The sequence below is a fragment of the Roseateles sp. genome, assembly GCF_039595595.1.
Classification (GTDB): domain Bacteria; phylum Pseudomonadota; class Gammaproteobacteria; order Burkholderiales; family Burkholderiaceae_C; genus Roseateles.
In genome coordinates this window covers 108,579-124,386 of sequence record NZ_JBCNLG010000002.1, presented here as the reverse complement: position 1 = coordinate 124,386, position 15,808 = coordinate 108,579, and the positions used below count along the sequence as shown (strand labels likewise).

Below are 15,808 nucleotides of genomic sequence, written 5' to 3'. Positions count from 1 at the left end.
CATGACCCAGGACCGGGAACTTGAGGCGATCGCCCAGCGCTACGCCCGCCGCGACGAGCGGCTGGCCGGGCTGGAGCGCTACAGCCTGCTGCGCCCGGAGGTCTGGCAGATGCTGCACGAGCGCCAGGCGGCGATGTGGCGGCTGCTGGCGGCGCACCGCGCGGCGCAGCCCGATCCGGCCGCGCCGGTGGCGGACTGGCGCATGACCGAGGTCGGCTGCGGCGCCGGCGGCAACCTGATGGACATGCTGCGGCTGGGGCTGCGGCCGCAGCACCTGACCGGCATCGAGCTGCTGCCCGAGCGCCTGGACGCGGCCCGCGCGGCGTTGCCGCAGCAGGTGCGGCTGCTGGCGGGCGATGCCTCGCAGGCGCAGGTCGAGCCCGGCAGCCAGGACCTGGTGCTGCAGTCGACGGTGTTCTCGTCGATCCTGGACGACGCGCTGCAGGCGCGGCTCGCGGGCGCGATGTGGCGCTGGCTGCGGCCCGGCGGCGCGGTGCTCTGGTATGACTTCATCGTCGACAATCCGCGCAATCCCGACGTGCGGGGCGTGCCACTCAAGCGCGTGCGCGCACTGTTCCCGGAGGGCCGGATGACGGTGCGCCGCGTCACGCTGGCCCCGCCGATCGCGCGCGCCGCCTGCCGGCTGCATCCGGCCGCCTACCGCGTCCTCAACTCGATTCCCCTGCTGCGCAGCCACGTGCTGGCGCTCATCACCAAGACACCATGAGCCACAACGCCGACCAGAAGCTCCCCTTCCTGCCCTTCGCGCTGCCCGAGCTGGGCGACGAGGAGATCGCGGAAGTCATCGACACGCTCAAGAGCGGCTGGATCACGACGGGCCCCAAGGCCAAGCGCTTCGAGCAGGCCTTCGCCGAATTCCTGGGCGAGCCGCAGATCGAGTGCATCGCGGTCAACTCCGCGACCGCCGGCCTGCACCTGGCGCTGGAGGCACTGGGCATCGGCCCTGGCGATGAAGTCATCACGACCACCCATACCTTCACCGCGACGGCCGAGGTGGTGCGCTACATGGGCGCGGACGTGAAGCTGATCGACATCGATCCAGCCACGATGAACCTGGCGATCGATCAGATCGAGGCTGCCATCACGCCGCGCACCAAGGCGATCATCCCGGTGCACTACGCCGGTCTGGCGGTGGACATGCTCTCGCTGCTGGACATCGCGCGCCGGCATGGGCTGAAGGTCGTCGAGGACGCGGCCCATGCGCTGCCCACGACGCTGGAGAAGGAGCTGATCGGCACGATGGGCAGCAACGCCACGGTGTTCAGCTTCTACGCCAACAAGACGATGACGACGGGCGAGGGCGGCATGCTGGTCACGCGCGATCCCGAGCTGGCCAAGCGCGCCCGCGTGATGCGGCTGCACGGCATCAATCGCGATGCCTTCGACCGCTTCACGGCCAAGGTGCCGAGCTGGTACTACGAGATCGTCGCGCCGGGCTTCAAGTACAACCTGACCGACATCGCCGCGGCGCTGGGGCTGCACCAGCTCAAGCGGCTGCCGGCCTTCCAGCGGCGCCGCGAGCAGATCGCCGCGCGCTACTTCGAGGCGCTGGCCGGTCTGCCGCTGATCCTGCCGCCGAAGGCGCCGGACGGCGACGTGCACAGCTGGCACCTGTACGTGCTGCGCCTGTCGGACGAGGCGCCGGTGAGCCGCGACGTCTTCATCGAGCGCATGTTCGAGCAAGGCATCGGCTGCAGCGTGCACTACGTGCCGCTGCACCAGCATCCCTACTGGAAGGAGCGTTACGGGCTGACGGGGGCGATGTTCCCCGAGTCGCAGAAGGCCTACGAGCGCACGGTCACGATTCCGCTGTACACGGCGATGACCGACGAGCAGGTCGAGCGCGTGATCGGCGCGGTCCGCCGCAGCCTCGGCGCCTGAGCCGCTTGAACGGACTCCAGCGAGGCACGGGAAGGCCGATGGCCAAGCGACTCTTCGACATCGTCTGCGCGGCGGTCGGGCTGCTGCTGCTGAGTCCGCTGCTGCTCGCGGTGGCGGCGTGGATCAAGCTGGACTCGGCGGGGCCGGTGATGTTCCGGCAGGAGCGGGTGGGGCGGTTCGGGCGGACCTTCCGGATCCACAAGTTCCGGACCATGCGGGTGGACGCGCCGCGGCTGGGCCCGCAGATCACGATCGGCGAGGACGCGCGCATCACGCGCAGCGGCCGCTGGTTGCGCGCGACCAAGGTCGACGAGCTGCCGCAGCTGTGGGACGTGCTGCGCGGCGCGATGAGCCTGGTGGGGCCGCGGCCGGAGGTGCCGCGCTATGTCGCGATGTACCCGGCGGAGCTGCGCGAGGTGGTGCTGTCGGTGCGGCCGGGGATCACCGACCCGGCCTCGCTGAGCTTTCGCAACGAGAGCGAGTTGCTGGCCAAGGCGGCGGATCCGGAGCGCGAGTACGTCGAGGTGGTGATGCCGATGAAGCTGCGGCTGGCGGCGGACTATGTGCGCAATGCCAGCCTGGGCGGGGATATCCGGCTGATCCTGGCGACGCTGGGCGCGATCAAGGCCTGAGCGGGCCGCAGAACAAGAGAACACGATGAACTGGTTGTCCCTGGATGCCTTCCTGACGCGGATCCGTCCGTTCCGGGAGAGCCTGGCGCTCGCGCTGGACATGGTGGCGGTGGCGCTGGCCTGGCAGGCGACGTATCTGTTCCGGCTGGGTTTCGAGCGCTGGTTCGAGGCCAGGCCGGGCTACGACCACTGGGTGATGCTCGCCATCGTGGCGCTGTATGGCGTGCTGCTGAAGCTGTTCCGCGTGCCCAAGGGGATGTGGCGCTTCAGCGGCTTCGGCGAGGTGAAGCGGCTGGCGGCGGTGTGCGTGATCGCCGGCCTGGTCGCGGCGGTGGCGGTGCTGATGGCGCAGCTGACGGCGGTGCCGCGCGCGGTGCTGGCGCTGCATCCGGTGTTCACGCTGATGGCGCTGGCGACGATGCGCATGGGTTACCGGATGCTCTACGAGCACATGCGCAGCCGCATCAGCGGCAGCGCGCAGGAGCAGCGCCGCGCGCTGGTGATGGGCGCGGGCGATGCAGGCCGGCTGCTGGTGGCGGGCATCCAGCACCAGCAGGGCTGGGTGGTGGTGGGCTATCTGGACGACGCGCCGGAGAAGCGCGGCGCGCGCGTGGCCGGGGTGCCGGTGATCGGCACGCTGGGGGATGCGGCGCGGCAGGCGGAGCTGCACGGCATCACGCATGTGATCGTGGCGATGCCGGGCGCGACGACGGTGGAACGTCGCCGCGCGCTGGACCTGGCGGGCAAGACGGGGCTGGCGGTGCTGACGGTGCCGAGCAGCCAGGAGCTGCTGGCCGGCCGCGCGGTGAACCAGGTGCGCGACATCGAGCCGGAAGACCTGCTCGGCCGCGAGCCGGTGCAGCTCGACGAGGGCGGCATCAGCGAGTGCATTGGCGGCAAGGTGGTGCTGATCACGGGCGCGGGCGGGTCGATCGGCTCGGAGCTGTGCCGGCAGGTGGCGCGGTATGGGCCGTCGAGGATCGTGCTGTATGAGCTCAGCGAGTTCGCGCTGTACCGGATCGAACAGGAGCTGGGCGAGAAGTTCCCGCACATTCCGCTGGTGCGGTTGATCGGGGATGTGAAGGACCTGGAGCATCTGCGCTTCACGTTCGGGAAGTACCGGCCGCAGATCGTGTTCCATGCGGCGGCCTACAAGCATGTGCCGCTGATGGAGGAGGAGAACGCCTGGGCGGCGCTGCGGAACAACACGCTGGGGACGTATCACGCGTGCGTGGCGGCGGCGGAATCGGGGGCCGAGCGCTTCGTGCTGATCTCGACGGACAAGGCGGTGAATCCGACCAACGTGATGGGCGCGACGAAGCGGGCGGCGGAGCTCGTGATCAGCCACATGGCCGGGCAGGGGCATGCGACGAAGTTCATGGCGGTGAGGTTCGGGAACGTGCTCGGGAGCAGCGGGAGCGTGATTCCGAAGTTCAAGGAACAGATCGCCAGGGGCGGGCCGGTGACGGTGACGCATCCGGAGATCATTCGCTACTTCATGACGATCCCGGAGGCGGCGCGGCTGGTGCTGCAGGCGGGGGCGATCGGGGAGAGCGGGCAGGTGCTGGTGCTGGACATGGGGGATCCGGTGAGGATCGTGGATCTGGCAAAGACGATGATCCGGATGGCGGGGAAGAGCGAGCAGGAGATCGGGATCCGGTTCACCGGGTTGCGGCCGGGGGAGAAGCTGTATGAGGAGCTGATCGCGGATTCGGATCAGACGCTGCCGACGCGGATCTCAAGGGTGAGGATCGCGAAGCTCGGCGACCAGCATGCGGATGGGGCGCTGCTGGAGTGGGTGAAGGGGGCGATGGATAACCGGCATTGGGCGCGGGAGGAGGTCGTCGGAGGATTGAAGCAGTGGGTGTCGGAGTACGGCGTGCCCGTGCCGCGGCTCGCTTCGGATGCTGCCGCTGGAGAGGCGTCGCGGTGAGCCGGCGCGGCATCTCCGTCCCGCTCCGGCGCGCGGCCTGGATGGTGCTGCTGGCCCTCGTGATGGGACTGTCGCTGGCGGCCACAACGGCCGGCCGGCGCTGGCTGCACCGCGTCGACAGCGAGTGGTTGGGCGAGCGGATCATGGACACGTTGACGCGCGTCCGGTCCTCGGAGGATTGGTCGTCCGCGCAGCCGCTGCAGCCGAGTCAGGACTATCGCTGGCTGAAAGCGGCAGGCGCGCCGATCCGGATCGCCCATGCGCTCGGGGAATCAGGCATGCCGACCGCGAACACGCTGGGGGCGATGCGGCGCGCGTACCAGGCAGGGTTCAGGATCTTCGAGGTCGATTTGGTGCTCGAGGATGGTGAACTCCGCTGTCAGCACGACCCAGGGCCTCAGACGGAAATGGTGCGCGACGGATGCACCTTCGAGACCTTGCTCGGCGCCTTGCCTCCGGACGCCTTCCTGGTGCTCGACATCAAGACGGACTTCGAGGCGGTGGGCCGGCGGATCGTGGAGCGAGTGACGGGCACCAGCGATGCCCCGCGAGTGGTGTTCCAGCTTTACCGGCCAGAAGACTTTCGCAGCTTTGGTCTGTGGCAGAGTCAGGCGCCGCTGCCGGGACCGATCCTCACGGCTTACCTGTCGCATCGTCGGGTCGATCACGTGGCGGCCAACGTCGGGCGCCTTGGAGTCAAGGCGTTGACGCTGCCGCTGGAGCGTCTCCCGGCACTGAGCGTCCGGCCCGGTGGCGTGTCGCTGCTCGTGCACCCGGTGCACAGCTGCGAAACCTGGGGACAGGCGAGGAATCGCGCCGATGGCGCGTACGCGCTATCGTCCCTGCGCTGTGGCGACCACCCGCTGTGATCATCAATGAGTTCTCCGTTCCCGCGCATCACGCCCTTCGCCATGCCCGCCGCAGCGAGCCCGGGCGCGCGCGCGGCCGTGGCGGCCCTGCGATTCGCGATCGTCGTCGTCGCGCTCCATGCGCCGTCATGGATTACCGCCTGGGTTTTTCAAGCACCTCGGGCTGAAGAGCGGCCGCTAGTCAACCTGGACCTGCTGCTCGCGGCGGCGATCGCCTGCGTGTCGACAGTCGCGGGGGGCGTGACGCTGGTGCTGGCTTGGGCGGCGGACTTCATCCGCGCGGCGGCAAAGAATTACCACTTCATGTCGGCGATGGACTTCGTGGATGCGGCGCGCTTCGTGGACATGGTCAATGTGCGCAGTTTCCTTTCCGTGTCGGTGCTCGGGCTGGTGCTGGGCTTCCTTGCCTGTCTATGGCTGGCGCTCTGGGCAACGCGTCGACGCAGGCGCATGGCCTGGCCGCTGTTGGGACTGGCCGCGCTGGCCGTGTGCGGAGACATGGCCAATGGGTCCTTCCACGTCTTCGGCCTCGACAAGGACAGCCGCATGGTGACCATGAACTTCGCCGGCAGCCCGATGTGGAACGTGTGGCGTTCAGAGCGGCAGAGCCTGATGACGGCCGGTCCCCCGCGGCCGATGAGCGATCCGGCGACGTTCCGCGCGCTGTCGGCGTGGCAGGAGGCGAATCCAGGCCGAAGCTCGATGCTGGTGCTGGTCGAGTCGATGGGCCTGCCGCGCGACGCGGCGCTGCGGGCCTGGCTCAGGCAACGGCTGGTCACGGCGCGTGTGATGAGCCGCTGGGACGTCACGATGACGGACGAGGCGTTCATCGGCACCACGACGTCAGGTGAACTCCGGACTTTGTGTGGCCTTCAGGGCCACTATTCGCGGCTGGATGCCAAGACCGCCGAGGGCTGCCTGCCGCGGCGACTCGCGAGCCAGGGGCTGACCGCCATCGGCATCCACGGCTTCGGGCTGCGCATGTTCGATCGTGCCGAGTGGTGGCCCCGGATCGGACTGGCGCCGTGGCTGTGGCCCGCTGGCGGCTCGCCACGCATGAACTGCAATCAGGCTTTTCCGGGCGTCTGCGATGACGCGGTGCTGGCGCAGGCCGTGAAGGAGGCGCAGAGACCGGGCCGCTTCGTCTATGCGCTGACGCTGGACACCCACCTGCCGCTGGACTCGCGCGAGGCGGCGCCGCTGCCCGCGGCGCTGCGCAGCGCGTGCGCCGCTTCGGCGACGCCGGAACCGGCCTGCCGGCTGGTCGGCAGACTGGGCGACCTGCTGGCGCAGCTCGAAGGGACGCTGGCGGCCTCCGAAGCCACGCCGTTCCTCGTCGTGGTGGGCGATCACATGCCGCCGTTCGGCGAAGCGATCAACAGGGAGGCGTTCGACGCCCTCCGCGTCCCGATGTTCGTGATGACGCCACGCTGAGACCGCGTGGCCGCGCCGGTCCGGCGCCGCTCAAGCCTCAGCGCGGGGACTCGTAGATCGCCGTGATCTTGTCCATGCGCGCGGACAGCGTGTAGCGGGCCAGCACCTTGGCCCGGGCCTGGGCCGAGAAGCGCGCGCGCCAGCCGGGGTCATCGACGAGCTCGATCAACGCGGCCGCGAGGGCCTCGTCGTCGTCGAGCGGGAACAGCCGGCCGTCGCTGCCGTCCTCCACCAGGTGGTGGTTGCCGGGAATGTCGCTGGCCACGACCGGAACAGCGGAAGACATCGCCTCGAGGATCGCCAGGGGCATGCCCTCCCAGCGCGACGGCAGCACCATCAGGTCGAGCGCCTTCAGCAACTCGGGCACGTCGCTGCGCCAGCCCAGGATACGGATGCGCTGCGCGTCACCGCTGGCCTGGATGGCGGCTTCCAGTTCGGCCCGGAACTCGCCGTCCCCGATCATGAAAAAGCTGACGTTCGGCCGCAGCGCCGTCACGCGGATGGCCGCGCGCACGAAGCACTGCGGATTCTTCTGCAGCCACAGGCGGCCGATCATGCCCACGATGACGTGGTCCGCGTCGTGGACGCCGAATTCGCCAGCGCGCAGCGCGGCGCGGCGCTCGGGTGAGGCGGGCGCGTAAGCGTCGACATCCACGCCATTGGGCAGCAGCGTCAGGCGGCTCTCCGGCACGCCGAGGAGGTCCCGGGCGATGGCCTTGTCGGTGTCGTTGAGCACGATCATCCGGTCAGTGACCTGACCGGCCTTGCGCTCGAGGAACTTGAAGATGGCCTTGATGGCCTGGCGCGACTCGCCCGGGAATGCGTAGCCATGCACCGTATGAACGATGGTCGGGACCTTGGCCGCCTTGGCGGCCAGGCGTCCCAGGATGCCGGTCTTGGACGAATGCGTGTGGACGATGTCCGGACGTTCGGCCCGGAAGAAATCTCGCAGTGCGAGGTAGGCCTGCACGTCGCGCCTGGGCGAGATCGCGCGCTCCAGTTCGGGGACCAGATGCACGCGCACGCCAATCCTGCGCAGCTGTTCGGTGAACTCGCCCTCACACTTGCACACGGCGATGCGCTCATAGCGGGCCGGGTCCAGATGGGCCAGTTCATCGAGGGACACCTTTTGCACGCCGCTCATCAGGGGCAGGAGCTGAAGGTGGACGATCTTCTTGCGGGTGGTCATGAGAGACGGGATCAGAGCTCGGAGAGCGTGCGCACCAGGCTCAGGGCCGCGTTGTGCCAGGTGAAGGTCTCGGCGCGGGCGCTGCCGGCGCGGCGCAGCGCCTCCAGCCAGGCGTCGTCATGGAGGGCCCGCCGCATCGAGGCGCGGATGTCTTCCACCGAATACGGATCGAAGAAGGCCGCGCCACTGCCGCAGATCTCCGGGATCGACGCCGCGCGGGCAGCCAGGACCGGGCAGTCGCAGAACATTGCTTCAACGGGCGGCAGACCGAAGCCCTCGTAGATGGAGGGGAAGACGTACACACGGGCGTTGCTGTACAGCGCCTTGATCTCGTCGTCGGTCAGGCGGCCGGCGCGGACGATGCGAGAGTCCTCGCGGGCCGCATTCGAGCTGTTCGCGAACACGGTCGCGTTGCTCCCGCCCACGACGACCAATCGGGCTTGCGGATCCTCCAGGCCGGCGAAGGCTTCGATGAGACGCGCGAAGTTCTTGTTGGGATTCGCGCTGCCGACGGCCAGGAAGTAGCGGCCCGACTCGACACCGAGCTTGGCGAGCACCGCGTCGTCGGCGGGCTGGCGGCGCATGTGGTCGGCCCCGCAGTGGACGACAGCGATCTTGTCCGCCCTGATGCCCAGGTGGTGGACCAACCGCCCCTTGGAGAACTCCGACACGGTCAGCACCCGGCGGCTGAGCCGGCCCTGGACCTTGAACAGCAGCCGGTACCAGCGCACGAAGTTCGCGCTGAAGGACGTGGGGACGTCGAAGACGGCCGTGTCGTGGAAGGTGCAGACCTGACCGAACTTGATCAGCGGCGTGCTGCCGGCAAGGTTGATCAGCGTCGCGCCGCGAGCGGCCCAGGGCAGGCGGACCTGTTCCCAGAGGTGCAGGTTGCCCGAGGGGATCTCGCGGATCTGGATGTGGCGCAGCGCCGGCAGCGGCTGCACGCGCTTGGACGGGACCAGCAGCACCACGGGGCTGGGCGCCATCCAGGCGCCGTCGGCCAATAGTGCGTCGAAGGCCTGCAGGAGCTCGATCGCGTAGCGCTGGACGCCGGTCAGGGATTGAGCGAGGAACTTGCCGTTGATGAAGAGCATGTAGTGATGTCAGGCGGCGACCGGAGAGACCGGCGGCGTGGGGGCGGGCAGGGCTGTGCGCCTCTTCTTTTTCCGGATCACGGGCGGAAGCGAGCGTCCCGACAGTGCGATGGCGATGACCACAGCGGCGGCGGGATTGAAGAACATGTAGGAGCTGATGGACTGCACCAGCAGACCGACCAGGGCGATGCGGACCCAGCGGGACGGCGTGACCGACAGCGCGTAATGGAAGACCCAGAGGTAGGAGAGCAGGTACAGCACGCCGCCATAAGCCAGAAACATGGCGGGGTCGTTGTTGGGATACCAGTCCAGCTGCGGCGTCGGGAAGTTGGCCAGGTCGTAGAGGTTGAGGAAGTAGCCGTAGAGGCCGGGACCGACACCGAAGGGATGGTCCAGCCACATGTTGATGCACACGCCCAATGCGTTGATCCGCTCGGATGCCGAGCGCTGGAATGAGAGCAGGGTCAGCAGTTCATCCAGATGGATCCAGACGACGATGCAGAGCACCGCGAACAGCAGCGCGTAGACCGGCGTGACGTAGCGGCGCAGGCGCTGCGGATAGCCCATCAGCAGCGCGGCGCCCGAGGCCACGATCGCGCCGGCGCTGAAGGTGTGGGCCAGCACGAGCAGGCCCAGGAGGGGCCATCGGCTTCGCGCGAAGACGCGCAGGCAGCACACCACCATGAGGCTGGTGCCGTAGCCCAGGGGTTCGAACTCGAAACCCATGAGCCGCAGATAGCCGGAGTCGTACACGCCGCTGAAGGGCCCCAGGCCGGCGCGCTCGAAGTAGGGCAGGTCGAAGTGGACGCCGGAGTACATGCGCAGCATCTGCAGCAGGCCCGGCAGCAGCGACAGCGCGTAACACCAGTCCAGCGTCCTGCGCATCCTGGCATCCGACACGGTGCGGAAGAAGTGAGTCAGGCCCGTCACCACCAGCAGGTAGGCCACGGTGCGCACCACCGTCATCAGCAGCGAGGCCTCCGGCGACGAATAGAGTCCCTTGTCGCTGGTCAGGCTGTTGTCGCCCGTGCCCAAAGTGAACATCGCCGGCAGACAGGCCAGGAGAGTGGCCAGCAGGAAGAAGCCGTAGCAATTGAAGACGCGCTGGACGGTGCGGGGGGATTGAAGCGCACCGGTGAGGCTGAGCAACGCCAGCACCTCGGTGAACTTGAACGGCCCGACGCGCGGGAAGGTCCACGACAACAGGGCGACGCCGGTGGCGGGCGCGGAGGGCAGTCCGCTGCCGCTGGGGCGCTGGGGCGCTGGGGCGTTCATCGTCGGGGGCTCCATGTCTGGGAAGGGCCGTTCATCAGCCCCATCGCGGTGAGCATGCGGCTGGCGGCTACCTGCCAGGAGAAACGGCCATGGTCGTCCGCCACGACGCTGCGGTCGGCTGTTGCCAGCAGGCGCGCCAGCCCCGCCGCGATCTCGGCCGGGGCGGCCTGCAGGTCCGTCAGGTGGATGCCGTCGATCACGGCCGCGAGTTCCCGGAAGATCGGAATGTCATTGGCGATGACCGCGCAATGGCCCACGGCCTCGAGGATGGGTAGACCGAAGCCTTCGTAGAGGCTGGGGAAGACGAGGTAGTCCGCGGCGCTGTAGAGCGCACGCAGGGCCTGGTCCGAGATGCGCTGATGGATGCGGATGCGCGGATGCTGGCGGATCGCCGTCCAGACGGCGTCGCCCAGCACGTCACCCCAGGCGTCGCCGCTGACCAGGTCCAGGGTCAGGCGCGGATCGCGCTCGGCGGCGATGAGGAAGGCCTGCAGGAAGCGCGGGACGTTCTTGCGCGGCTCCATCGATCCGACCACCAGCAGCGACAGGGTGGCCGGGTCGCGGGGGGGGCGTTTCGTGGCGGCCGAGTTCAGGTCGGGCGTGCGCCCGGGGTAGCACACCTTGGCGCGATCCAGCGGAACGCCGAGCTGGGCCGCCATGTCGTCGCGCGTGGTGCGGGACACGCAGAACTGGTGATCGGCGCGGCGGATCGAGCGCGGCGCGAAGAAGCCGGTGAGCAGGCGGTTCGTCCGCGCCATGGTGTGCGGGAACAGTTCGAAGACAAGGTCGTGCACGACGACGCCTTGTTCGAGTTTGCCGGTGCGCCAGAGCGGCAGCACGTGCTGTGTTCCGAGGAAGTGGGTCGCGCCGAGCTGGCGCGCCAGCGCCGGCACGCGCAAGGTCATCCAGAGGGTGCCGGGCAGGCGGGAGAGCGGATGCGTGTCGTGCAGACAGTCGATGCCGTCGGGAAGCGAGGCGTTGCTGCGGATCGGCTTGTTGGAGACGAGCGTGGTCCGGAACGCTGGCGGGTGGGGCCACGCCGCGACCAGCTGTTCCACGAAGCGCGTGATGCCGTTGCGAGCGCCGTTGAGCGGGCGCGCGTCCACCAGGAGGTGCGGCTGGGGCGGGACTGAGCGCTCGGTCATGACGGGTCAGCCGCGCTTGTCGAGCAGGAAGCGGTGGTGCTCGAAGCGTCCGAGCCAGGCGGCGAGCTTCACCAGTTGCGCGTACCGCCGCACGCCCAGGACCTTGAGCAGCAGGCGCATCGCGCCTTCCACCTTCCGGATCTTGCCGGCCATGTCGCCGACCGTGGCCTTCGAGTAGTTCGCCTTGGCGGCCGGGCTGCGGTCGAGCAGACCGGCGGACGCGAGCTCTGCATAGAAGGGGCCGCCGGCGGTGAAGGGCGCGGCGAAGCTCGCCTCCTTGGCCCGCACGCGGTAGAGGCGCCGATGTGGCTGGGTGATGGGCGTGCCGTCGTCGAAGGCGGCGAAGGCATAGGGCACGGCCAGCAGGCGCTCATAGCCGTTGGCGTGCACCGCCTCGCGGTACTGCTGCGCGAAGGCCAGCAGGGTCGGTGTGGTGTAGCTGCCCTGATGGTGGGCGGGGGTGTGCTTGGTGAGCGAGTTGCCGCGGAACTCGAAGCCGGAGAAGTGGAAGAAGATCAGCGGATCGCGGCCGGCGAAGTAGGTGCCGTCACGGCGTTCGATCGGGCGCTCGGCGAGGTTCCAGTGGGCGGCGTTCACGCCGTAGTGACGCACGACCTGCAGTTCGTCCTGGAAGAAGACGGGCGCGTAGTCCATCCACTTCTGGTCGGTGTGCAGGCCGTCCACATGGTCGGCGTAGCAGTACTCGCGCAGACGCGCGTCCCACCAGTCCAGGATGCGGGGGGTGGACGCGGTGCGGCGGAGGGCGCAGAAGCCCAGATTGAAGATGCCTTCCCAGAGATGACGGAACTCCGGGTAGGGGTGGTCGTCGGCCAGGCGGCAGTCGATCAGGTGGGGGGCCAGATAGAGCGTCTTGTCCGGCGTGCCTTCGGTGATGGGATCCAGGCGTTGATAGAGGTGGGTGTCCGGGTCCATGTAATAGACCAGGTCGACGGCCGGGTCGGCGAACAGGGACTTGAACATCAGCGGCTTGATGGCCGTGCAGTACTCGGTGATGTTGTATTTGAACGCGATGTCGTCCAGCTCGGCGCGCGGCAGCAGGTCCAGCGCGGAGACCAGGCGGTGGCCGGGATGACGCGTCGCAGGAAGCAGCCCATCCAGTTGATCGAGGCCATCGGCGACGCAGATCGTGAAGCGGGCCTCGGGGTGGTGGCGCGCGATGGAGTCGCCGAGGGTCAGCGCCAGGCTGAGGTAGTTTCTGGCGGTGATCGTGAAGATGTGGATCATGACTGGATCGGTGCCGCGGAGCGGCTGCCGGGGGACAGGGTCTTGAGAACTCGGGCGGGGACGCCGCCGACGATCGCGTAGGGCGGAACGTCGCGGGTCACGACGGCGTTGGCGCCGACGATGGCGTGGCGGCCGATGCGCACGCCGGGCAGCACGCAGGCGCCCTCGCCAATCCAGACGCCGTCCTCGATGACGACGGGCCCTTTGGAGAACACCTTGCGCACGGAGGGCGGGACGTCGACGTCGTGATAGTCCGGAGCGCCGTGGCTGTGGTCGGAGATGTAGACGCGGCTGGCCAGCAGCACGTCGTTGCCGATGGTGATCTCGTTGACGCAGCCGATGTGGCAGTCGTAGTTGATGCTCACGCGGTCGCCGATCGTGATGCGGGGCGTGAAGCGTTTGTCCAGGTGGCGATCGAAGGCCTCGATGCGCAGGCCAGGGAAGGCGTCGAAGCCGGAGCCGATGTGGATGAAGCGGCCGCCGTAGATGATGCGGGGGGAGCGGATCAGCGCGTTGGGGCCGCAGGCGGCGAACCGCTGGCGATGCCAATGGCTGAAGGCGCTGTCCTTGATCCGGCCGAGCCGGTCAATGATCTTGAACAGGAATGGCATCAGCGTTGCGCGGTAGTGGCGGGCGGGGCCATCGCCTCGACGGCATGACGGGCCCGATAGCGGCGCAGCAGCATCACCGTCCAAGGTAGCGTGACGAGTGCGCTGATGCCCGCATAGAGCGCCATCATCAGTGGAATGGGCGCGTCGGCCGTCGTCAGCACCACGGCCACGGTGCACAGCGCGGAGACGATGGAGACCGGGACCATGGGTTCCTCCCGGTGCGCACGCATGTAGCTTGCACACGCATAAACGAGGACGTTGATCGTGGTCGCAATGGCGAGCCACCACAGGGTCCAGCCGCTGGCGAGGCGATGCAGACCCGGTACCGCAAAGGCCGTAGCGATCGCGACCGTGCCGACGAAACCGAAGGACAACAATCCCGTGAACGCCGTCGAGCGGATCGTGACGGCCCGGAACAGACCGTTCAGGGCCATCGATTCGCCACGGGAAATGTGCATCGTGAACGCCGGCGTCTTGGCGTTGATCCAGCTCAGTCCGACGGTCGTGGCCGCGTTGAAGATCGCCATCGCCATGCCGAACTGGCCAGCTTCGCGTGCGCCGTGGTGAGCGAAGATGATGGGCGTGAACAGGTTGAAGATGAAGTAGCCGCAGGCCCAACTGACGGCAATGCGCCATTGCAGCGGAAAGATGTCCTTGCGCCAGCTGATGAGGGGCTGACGGCCGTCGTCGGCGACGGCCTCGCGACGCCGGAGTTCCCCGCGGGCGCGCAGCCAGAGCAGGGTGACCAGCGATGACACCCCCGGCACCGCGACGGCGACCCACAGGCCAGCGCCTGCGATCAACAGCAGCCACATCGCGCCGTAGCCGACGAACGACTGGATCAGGCGCAGGCGAGCCACCTGACCGACGCGGCCCGTGCCTTCAATGATGGCCAGGCGCGGGCTGAGGAACAGGTTGACCGCCGAGGTCAGCACCAGGGCGAACCAGGCAAGCTCCCACTCCGGCGCAGGGAGTGCGGCGCGTCGTTCGAAGAAGACGTGGCCCGCGAGGCCGCCTACCGCTGCGAACAGCACGGCAGCCACGAGGTACCAGCGCGTGACGAGCCGGCGAATGGCCTGCAGCCGAGCGCGTCGCGCTGCGTCACCGCTGACCGTGCCGTCGTCGTGGAACTGGAGATGGGCCGCCTCATGCCCGACCAACTGGACGATGACCTGGTTGAGACCGAGCTCGAAGAAGACCTGCAGCGCGAGCAGACTGCCGAAGGTGTAATAGAAGCCCTGCTGCGCTGGCGAGAGCCAGAAGGGCAGCAGCAACGTGGTGACACCGCCGGCGAGGATGCCCCAGCCGCGGAAGAGCAAAGTCGCCAGGACGTGGAAGTCAAGGCCCGCGGCGCGCCAGAGGCGCTGCGCCCGTCCGTGTTCTGACCGCAGGGCGCTCATAGGGCGTGCAGTCCGCCGCTGAGGCGTGCGCGCAGCAGGTCCAGGCGCGACACGATTCGCGTGGTGACGTGCGACAGCTTGAGCAGCCCTTTCGCCATGCGGGGGGACGCATCCGCCATCGGCCGGATCAGCAGCCGGTATGGCAGGGTGCGGCCAAGTTCAGGACCGAGTGTGGCTGTCACGCTTTCGCTCTGGTCGAAGTTGCCCGCCTTGGCCTCGCGGAAGGCCCAGACGAGGTTGGGCAGGTAGGCGATCGACGCCCTGGAGATGACGTCCGCCGCGATCGACTCGAGCGCGCGATTGCCCGACAGCGCGTCTCGCACAATGCGCGGGAAGTTCTGGCCGAACACCTTCAGTACGGCATAGCCGCCCGAAGCTCCGGACGTCGCCAGCATGCAGGGAGTGGCGACATGCACGAAGCGCTCTCCCTGCTTCAAGGCATCGAAGATCCAGCCGAGTTGTACGAGGTTGGTGCCGGTATACCGTCGCAGCGAGGAGGTCGACACCAGTTCCGTGCGGACGATGCTGCCGGAGATGAATGTCGTCCAGATGTGTACGCGGCGCGCGAAAGTCGCCCGGTCATTCAACGAAGCTCGGAGCGGGCCGGTGGCGCCTGCCTCGTCGTGGCTCGACAGCGTCGGCGTCCAACGGCTGTCCATGTACAGCAGGTCGGGCTGCTGCATGTCGAGCAAATGCAGCAGTGCCGCAATGGCGCCAGCCCGCGGCAGGTCGTCGTCGCCGATGATCCAGAAATAGGTCGAGTTCACCTGCTCGACGCACCGGCAGAAGTTCTCGTCGGGGCCAACGTTCGTCTCGTGCCGGAGCACCCGCGTATCGGTCCAAACCGAGGCGAAGTCCCGCGCGACGTCCGGCGTGTCGTCCGAAGACGCGTTGTCGCCGACCACGACGGCGACGCGGCCTTCCAGACCTCGGAGTTCCACCTTCAGCGCGCCCAGCAACATCCGCAGACAAGGCGCGCGGTTGAAGGTGGGGATGATGATGGTGAGTGCGGGAGTAGCCGGAGATGCGAGCACGGGATTTGGCGTCTGGTGGTGCGCGGGCGTTTGCGACGGTGGAAG

The 15,808-nt window shown here is 68.3% G+C and carries 14 protein-coding genes; 6 read left to right on the top strand and 8 right to left on the bottom strand.

Features of this window, described 5'->3' with window-relative positions:
* The first annotated feature begins 1 nt into the window (after nucleotide 1).
* Genes ABDW61_RS03340 through ABDW61_RS03315 form a run of 6 tightly spaced genes read left to right on the top strand, consistent with a single transcriptional unit; the run spans nucleotide 2 to nucleotide 6,770 of the window.
* Nucleotides 2–727: a class I SAM-dependent methyltransferase gene (locus ABDW61_RS03340; RefSeq protein ID WP_343636191.1), complete on the top strand. Its 726-nt coding sequence runs from the start codon at nucleotides 2–4 to the stop codon at nucleotides 725–727.
* Nucleotides 724–1,902 carry a DegT/DnrJ/EryC1/StrS family aminotransferase gene (locus tag ABDW61_RS03335; RefSeq protein ID WP_343636189.1) on the top strand — a complete coding sequence of 393 codons (1,179 nt, stop codon included), beginning with the start codon at nucleotides 724–726 and terminating at the stop codon, nucleotides 1,900–1,902. Before ABDW61_RS03340 ends, ABDW61_RS03335 begins: the two co-directional genes overlap by 4 nt.
* Nucleotides 1,903–1,940: 38 nt before the next feature.
* A complete protein-coding gene (locus tag ABDW61_RS03330; protein ID WP_343636187.1) occupies nucleotides 1,941–2,534 on the top strand; it encodes a sugar transferase in 594 nt (197 codons plus the stop codon).
* 25 nt (nucleotides 2,535–2,559) lie between these two features.
* A complete protein-coding gene (locus tag ABDW61_RS03325) occupies nucleotides 2,560–4,467 on the top strand; it encodes a nucleoside-diphosphate sugar epimerase/dehydratase (protein ID WP_343636185.1) in 1,908 nt (635 codons plus the stop codon).
* Between the two features lie 41 nt (nucleotides 4,468–4,508).
* The gene (locus ABDW61_RS03320) at nucleotides 4,509–5,336 is read left to right on the top strand and encodes a hypothetical protein (protein WP_343636183.1); all 828 of its coding nucleotides are present in this window, start codon (nucleotides 4,509–4,511) and stop codon (nucleotides 5,334–5,336) included.
* Nucleotides 5,337–5,342: 6 nt separating this feature from the next.
* Nucleotides 5,343–6,770: a hypothetical protein gene (locus ABDW61_RS03315; RefSeq protein WP_343636181.1), complete on the top strand. Its 1,428-nt coding sequence runs from the start codon at nucleotides 5,343–5,345 to the stop codon at nucleotides 6,768–6,770.
* A gap of 37 nt (nucleotides 6,771–6,807) precedes the next feature.
* On the opposite strand, the gene ABDW61_RS03310 is transcribed toward ABDW61_RS03315, so the two are convergent.
* Genes ABDW61_RS03310 through ABDW61_RS03275 form a run of 8 tightly spaced genes read right to left on the bottom strand, consistent with a single transcriptional unit; the run spans nucleotide 6,808 to nucleotide 15,763 of the window.
* Entirely contained in the window at nucleotides 6,808–7,959 is a 1,152-nt protein-coding gene (locus ABDW61_RS03310) for a glycosyltransferase family 4 protein (RefSeq protein WP_343636179.1), read from the bottom strand.
* A gap of 11 nt (nucleotides 7,960–7,970) precedes the next feature.
* Nucleotides 7,971–9,053, bottom strand: a complete 1,083-nt coding sequence (locus ABDW61_RS03305) for a glycosyltransferase family 1 protein (RefSeq protein ID WP_343636177.1) — start codon at nucleotides 9,051–9,053, stop codon at nucleotides 7,971–7,973.
* 9 nt (nucleotides 9,054–9,062) lie between these two features.
* Nucleotides 9,063–10,328, bottom strand: a complete 1,266-nt coding sequence (locus tag ABDW61_RS03300; protein ID WP_343636175.1) for a hypothetical protein — start codon at nucleotides 10,326–10,328, stop codon at nucleotides 9,063–9,065.
* Nucleotides 10,325–11,473: a glycosyltransferase family 1 protein gene (locus ABDW61_RS03295; protein WP_343636173.1), complete on the bottom strand. Its 1,149-nt coding sequence runs from the start codon at nucleotides 11,471–11,473 to the stop codon at nucleotides 10,325–10,327. The genes ABDW61_RS03300 and ABDW61_RS03295 overlap by 4 nt, the downstream gene beginning before the upstream one ends.
* A 6-nt stretch (nucleotides 11,474–11,479) precedes the next feature.
* A complete protein-coding gene (locus ABDW61_RS03290) occupies nucleotides 11,480–12,718 on the bottom strand; it encodes a hypothetical protein (protein ID WP_343636171.1) in 1,239 nt (412 codons plus the stop codon).
* Complete coding sequence (locus tag ABDW61_RS03285; RefSeq protein ID WP_343636169.1) at nucleotides 12,715–13,329, bottom strand: acyltransferase; 615 nt, start codon at nucleotides 13,327–13,329, stop codon at nucleotides 12,715–12,717. The genes ABDW61_RS03290 and ABDW61_RS03285 overlap by 4 nt, the downstream gene beginning before the upstream one ends.
* Nucleotides 13,329–14,729: a hypothetical protein gene (locus ABDW61_RS03280; protein WP_343636167.1), complete on the bottom strand. Its 1,401-nt coding sequence runs from the start codon at nucleotides 14,727–14,729 to the stop codon at nucleotides 13,329–13,331. Before ABDW61_RS03280 ends, ABDW61_RS03285 begins: the two co-directional genes overlap by 1 nt.
* A complete protein-coding gene (locus ABDW61_RS03275; RefSeq protein ID WP_343636164.1) occupies nucleotides 14,726–15,763 on the bottom strand; it encodes a glycosyltransferase family 2 protein in 1,038 nt (345 codons plus the stop codon). Before ABDW61_RS03275 ends, ABDW61_RS03280 begins: the two co-directional genes overlap by 4 nt.
* Between the last annotated feature and the right edge of the window lie 45 nt (nucleotides 15,764–15,808).